Here is a 4802-nt window from a genome sequence, read left to right as displayed (position 1 = left end):
TTCAGTTGCTGGTTCTACCCCGCATAGCTTCTTCAACACGATAAGTTACGGTATATCCCTTATCCTCATGGAAAACTAAAAATTTTACTTGCTTTGAATTAACCGTTTCTTGAATTTGATTGATGATTTCTGTTTGTTTATCGGATAAATGCATAAACTGGATTTCTCCTTTCCTCTTACTTAATCACGTTGTATTGAATCCAAATGGTTTTATCCCAATTAAATCGTTTCTCTATTTCTTCGATAATCTGAATTCTGGAAAGTCCTTGTTTTTCTAACTCACTATACAATCGGTGGAATTTAAATTGCTCTAAGTAAGCAGCACAATTTTTTACACCTGCCAAATAACATTGGCAATCAGATTTATCTACGAAACCTTGACCCTCTTTATTGGTATAGCAGAAAACAGAATTTTGAATGGCATCCTTAATAGATTCTAATTTCGAATATTCACTCCCCATTTTCCTACATTTACCTCCCTTATAACTTCTTCTTAAAAGATTATATAGAATCATATAATTTAGGTCGTATTCTTTAAGATTATTTTACCCTACTTTCCGTTTGTATTCTTTAAGATTTTTGATATGTATTCGAATTAATAATCTTAAAGAAATCATATTCTTTAAGATTTAGAAAATTAAAATAAATAGGTTAGGAAAAATCCCTTTCCAAACCTCTGAAGGGAAAAATTTCATCCCCTTTCTTGCTGATTTTATTCTATCACCTTTTTCTTAATATATCAAAGTAAAAAAGCAAAGTTTATTAAAAATATATATAGTTTTAAAACCATTTAATTAAATGAAGAAAAAATAACGAAAAAATCTAATTCTCATAAAAGTAATTGGCCCATTTTTTGATATTAGATTAAGAGAAGTTTTTTCGATTGAAGCAGGATTTCTATTTCTTTTTCTAAAAAGTATGTTACTTCAATTTAAGGAGAGGGTCTTTAATGTACGAAATCATACAGGAGCATTCATGGTGGATCTCCCTTTTAATTTCAGCTTCTCTTACGATTGTAATCGGAATATATCCGGAGGAATCGAAAAAAGTGATTGGGAAGTTTGTAAAACTGACGATGAAACCAACTAGTATCATTATTTTATTGCTGGTGATTATTCTTTTTAAAGTGAATTAGAAAATGAAAAAGGACAAGTATTTCCACTTGTCCTTTTCTCATGATTATCTAATTAACATATATAATAGAAGAAACTCAACTTATACTGATGATTTTAACTTTAATTTAATCTACACACATAGCACTAGTACCACCATCTTCTAAACAATGTTGAATATCTTCCTCAGTTATATCATCTTCATTATATTTTTCTCGGTTATATTCTAAATCCGCTTGAATAGCTTCATCTTCAGCTTCAGCATACCCCTCTTTGTAGCCTTTTTCGTATGCTTCTTGATACTCCTTTTTATAATCCTCTTCAGAGTTTTCTTTTTCTCTTTCTTTTTCAGTGAGATATTTTCCGTTTTCTATTTTATACGCTCTTTCACCAGCAAAAAATCCGGAAGAATATGCTTTATCATATTCTTCATCGTAGCCATCTAAATATCCATCTTTATAGCCCTCTTCATAGCCTTCACGATAATATTTTTTAGCTTTTTCTTTTCCCCAGTCGGTAATAAAATTATTATCGAAGAGGAAAGTTTCTTGTTTAAGGTAATCTTGATATACAGTTTCATGATCTTTTCTAAAAACTACTTCGATTTCGCTGTCATGCTTATCCTCGTAGATTTTTCCAGATGCCACTAATTCAGTTACTAATGAGTAACCAACGTCAAATCCGTGTTCGGCTCCCTTTTTATAAGCCTCATCATAGACCTCTCTCTTACCTTCTTCCCATGTATGCAAAAAAAACATAAATACACATAAGGAAAGGATAAAAATAATTCCTATAAAAATATTAATTATTCTTTTAATCAAATAACATTCCTCCACAAAATCTGCTATTCTTTCATTATAAAATAGTGTTTCTTTAAAAAATAACCACCCAAATCGGATGGTTATTTTACATATCTTTATATATAATGAAATCAACAAAGTATTTTATTTGGTCCGATATTTTTATATCGGATCTTTTTTTATCTAATTGTGTACCCTTTTTGGTACAAATCATTTAAAGATATAACTGGCTGTTCACGATCATCGATTACGACAGTAGATGAACGTCCTTCACCCGGCTTTTGTATGAAGTGAACATAACAATTAATCATACCACTAGGTACTTCCACTTTCTTAGCGAACCATTGACTTAATTCTTCTTGGCTCATGAAAAGTCCTTCAATACCTTCTTCTGAATCCGTCACATACTTAGTACTAGTGTCAGCTTTTACTAACATTGCGTAGTAATCACATGAGGAAAATATCTCATGATTTCCTTTGTTCCATGCGGAAACTCGGTAGGCATTAAATTCTGGTGCCTTTCTCATGGATTCATAGTCCCTTGAAGTACTGATGTACACTTTGAATGTCTCTCCGTTGTGCTGGCATGTTAGGACATTATGTTTTAAACCTACGAATTGAATGCCGGGATTTGCCTCTAACAGCTTTCTTTTCAGATAATCAACCATTTCTCCCCTTGTAAACGTTCGAACCTTGCGTTGTTTATTTGTTGCTGTCGTCATATCCTCCATCTCCATTTCATCAAGATTTTGAATCTCTTTCTCGCCTGAAATCAATGAATGTAGCAAACCTTTCTCCGTTACCGATTGATACACTTGGAAAATATCCGGTTTTGATGCCCCAGTGATAAATTCAACTTCATCTAAAGCTCCGTTAGTTAAAATAATTGCTCTGGCGATCAAGCCATTTTGAGGATCTTCGTTTAAATTCGGAAGTTCTCTTAACCAATTCATCCACGTTTGATATAACTCGAAACCCCTTGTCATTATTTGAGCCTCCTTCCAATAATTGTTTACTGCTCTTTCATTGTAAATGATAACCAAAAATACTTCAAGTGTAATCTCCAGTTATTTTTCACAAGTTTTTGTGTTAGTTTTGCAATTTAATATTTTTTTGATGATTACCCTTCATTTTGAGAACGTATGTTTGTTATAATAACTAAATAAATAACTATCTATAGGGGTGATGAAAATGAAGGATAGAGGATTAATAAAATGGCAAGGATTCTTTATGCCAGAACATAAAAAAATGTTAAGAGAAGCTGAGATTGAGGATATGAAATTAAAAAAGCCAATATTAGATGAAGGACAGCTGCAGGAGATTAATGATCTTTTTGTTCAAAGTGTACAAGATGAATTAGAAATCATCTTAACTTTATGGTTAGATGGCTTTATTGAAGAAATTGGGCCATTAGTAATTTATAAAATTGATCCATATCAACGTAAGCTTTATGTACGATATAATAAAGGGACTCAGATTTTTCGATTTGATTCGATTATAGGAGCTAGGAGTAATTAACGAAGGGAAAGTCGTATTAATATGGAGTTAATGGAGCAAATACATAAATTACAAGATATATTGCGGGAGCATAATAATAGTTGGATTTCAGAATTAGCTCTCGATTATCCGCATTTTTACCTTGAATACAAGGATTTAAGGGAGAAATCACTAAAAGAATTATCCCCTCACCAGTACTTTCAAATCGCTAATTGTGCTTATTTTTTATTCCCTTTTGAACTTAGAAGTATATATAATTACCTTTTTAATATTGATAGTCATTCAGAAAAAGAAAAAATATTAAATTGTTTATTTGAAATAGAGGAAGGCTTTGTTAATGGAAGACAAGAGTGGAGGGAGTTATACCTAAAAACCCATCTTTATCTTGCATTTGAAAGTCCTTTTCGTAATACCGTTTATAATCTTCATTCTGAACTTTCGATAGATATAGGTAATCTATTCGTCCGTACAAAGCCATCTTACCCGGAAGTAACTTTAGATAGAAACGAGATTTGGTCATATGTTGATATACAAGAAATAAAGAACATAAAAGATATCAATGAATATTATCGGTCAGAATCAGCATTTGCTCTAGATTTATTGGTAAGTGACGGTGATCAAAAAGCTTTTAACCTGTATTATGATTTGGTTATGACTGTATATAAAGATACGGAAGGTATCATACATAGTCTTATCCCAAATGTAAATATGTATCTAAATTCATTAGGTTATGAAGGAGAGCGAAGAAAACATTTGTTTTCGATTGGTGACAAGTGGGAAAAAATATGCTTTGAAATTGCTGAATACCTTTATGGTAACGTTGCAAAACACCCCCTACTTCCTAATAAAAAGATTCCTGATTTACTTCCTGAGATTGATGGGGTAGTTAAAGAGGGGCATATCGTAAAAAAAGCTCCTTTATTAATTGAATGTAAGAAATCCTTATATTTCACAGAGAGTATTTCAACTGGAAAACAGGAATTATTTAAGAATCCAACCGTAAAAAGTTATCTACCTCACTGTAGACAGTTAGAATTTTGGATTCTTGAACACAGTGAATATGATGATTATTCCTCTCTGTCTAACGGGACTATTACTTATAAATTCGCTGAAGATTTCTTAAAAAGTGATTTACCAGACAAGATAAAGAAAAAGATCACTCGACTATTAAATACATCACAAAAAAAGCATGTTTCTGACGAGTGGAAATTAAAACATAAGGAAGATTACTTAAAAATTGAAGAGTTAAAGAAACTTCGTCCTTATGAGTTTAACTTAAAGTAAAATAATGAATCGCTCTTCTGAAAAAATAGATTAGGGTACATTTGCAACGCTCTGTACCCTTTGTTTTCTTGTAAAACTGACCTATTCATGTAACTTTAAAATAAAGTTT

7 protein-coding genes are annotated in these 4802 nt (G+C 31.5%); 3 read left to right on the top strand and 4 right to left on the bottom strand.

All coding sequences use genetic code 11. The annotated features are described in order from the left end of the window. Position 1: 1 nt before the first annotated feature. Together CWS20_RS28170 and CWS20_RS22050 are read right to left on the bottom strand one after the other, a co-directional pair. Positions 2–154: a hypothetical protein gene (locus tag CWS20_RS28170; protein WP_158237030.1), complete on the bottom strand. Its 153-nt coding sequence runs from the start codon at positions 152–154 to the stop codon at positions 2–4. A gap of 22 nt (positions 155–176) precedes the next feature. Beyond that, positions 177–461 carry a hypothetical protein gene (locus CWS20_RS22050; protein WP_101226392.1) on the bottom strand — a complete coding sequence of 95 codons (285 nt, stop codon included), beginning with the start codon at positions 459–461 and terminating at the stop codon, positions 177–179. Positions 462–949: 488 nt separating this feature from the next. On the opposite strand from CWS20_RS22050, the gene CWS20_RS22045 reads away from it, so the two are divergent. Beyond that, positions 950–1135, top strand: coding sequence for a hypothetical protein (locus tag CWS20_RS22045; protein ID WP_101226391.1), 186 nt, complete (start codon positions 950–952; stop codon positions 1133–1135). A gap of 105 nt (positions 1136–1240) precedes the next feature. Here the strand turns inward: CWS20_RS22045 and CWS20_RS22040 are convergent, their stop codons facing one another. After that, on the bottom strand, positions 1241–1933 hold the full coding sequence (locus tag CWS20_RS22040) for a hypothetical protein (RefSeq protein WP_101226390.1): 693 nt from the start codon (positions 1931–1933) through the stop codon (positions 1241–1243). Between the two features lie 158 nt (positions 1934–2091). After that, a complete protein-coding gene (locus CWS20_RS22035) occupies positions 2092–2898 on the bottom strand; it encodes a hypothetical protein (RefSeq protein ID WP_101226389.1) in 807 nt (268 codons plus the stop codon). Between the two features lie 205 nt (positions 2899–3103). Here CWS20_RS22035 and CWS20_RS22030 point away from each other — a divergent pair, with 205 nt between their 5' ends. Further along, positions 3104–3430 (top strand): YolD-like family protein, encoded by a 327-nt coding sequence (locus tag CWS20_RS22030; protein WP_158237029.1) that lies wholly within the window; start codon positions 3104–3106, stop codon positions 3428–3430. A gap of 30 nt (positions 3431–3460) precedes the next feature. Then, on the top strand, positions 3461–4693 hold the full coding sequence (locus tag CWS20_RS22025; RefSeq protein WP_142385409.1) for a hypothetical protein: 1233 nt from the start codon (positions 3461–3463) through the stop codon (positions 4691–4693). Positions 4694–4802: the final 109 nt, after the last annotated feature.

Source organism: Cytobacillus horneckiae (genome assembly GCF_002835735.1).
GTDB classification, from domain to species: domain Bacteria; phylum Bacillota; class Bacilli; order Bacillales; family Cytobacillaceae; genus Cytobacillus; species Cytobacillus horneckiae.
Note: the sequence above shows the minus strand (reverse complement) of the source record. Positions and strands in the feature narration are given on the sequence as shown.

Bases quoted from the DNA above. Each gene is read 5' to 3' on its own strand.
- CWS20_RS22035 (WP_101226389.1), bottom strand. From the start codon at position 2,898: ATGACAAGGGGTTTCGAGTTATATCAAACGTGGATGAATTGGTTAAGA.
- CWS20_RS22050 (WP_101226392.1), bottom strand. From the start codon at position 461: ATGGGGAGTGAATATTCGAAATTAGAATCTATTAAGGATGCCATTCAA.
- CWS20_RS28170 (WP_158237030.1), bottom strand. From the start codon at position 154: ATGCATTTATCCGATAAACAAACAGAAATCATCAATCAAATTCAAGAA.
- CWS20_RS22030 (WP_158237029.1), top strand. From the start codon at position 3,104: ATGAAGGATAGAGGATTAATAAAATGGCAAGGATTCTTTATGCCAGAA.
- CWS20_RS22025 (WP_142385409.1), top strand. From the start codon at position 3,461: ATGGAGCAAATACATAAATTACAAGATATATTGCGGGAGCATAATAAT.
- CWS20_RS22045 (WP_101226391.1), top strand. From the start codon at position 950: ATGTACGAAATCATACAGGAGCATTCATGGTGGATCTCCCTTTTAATT.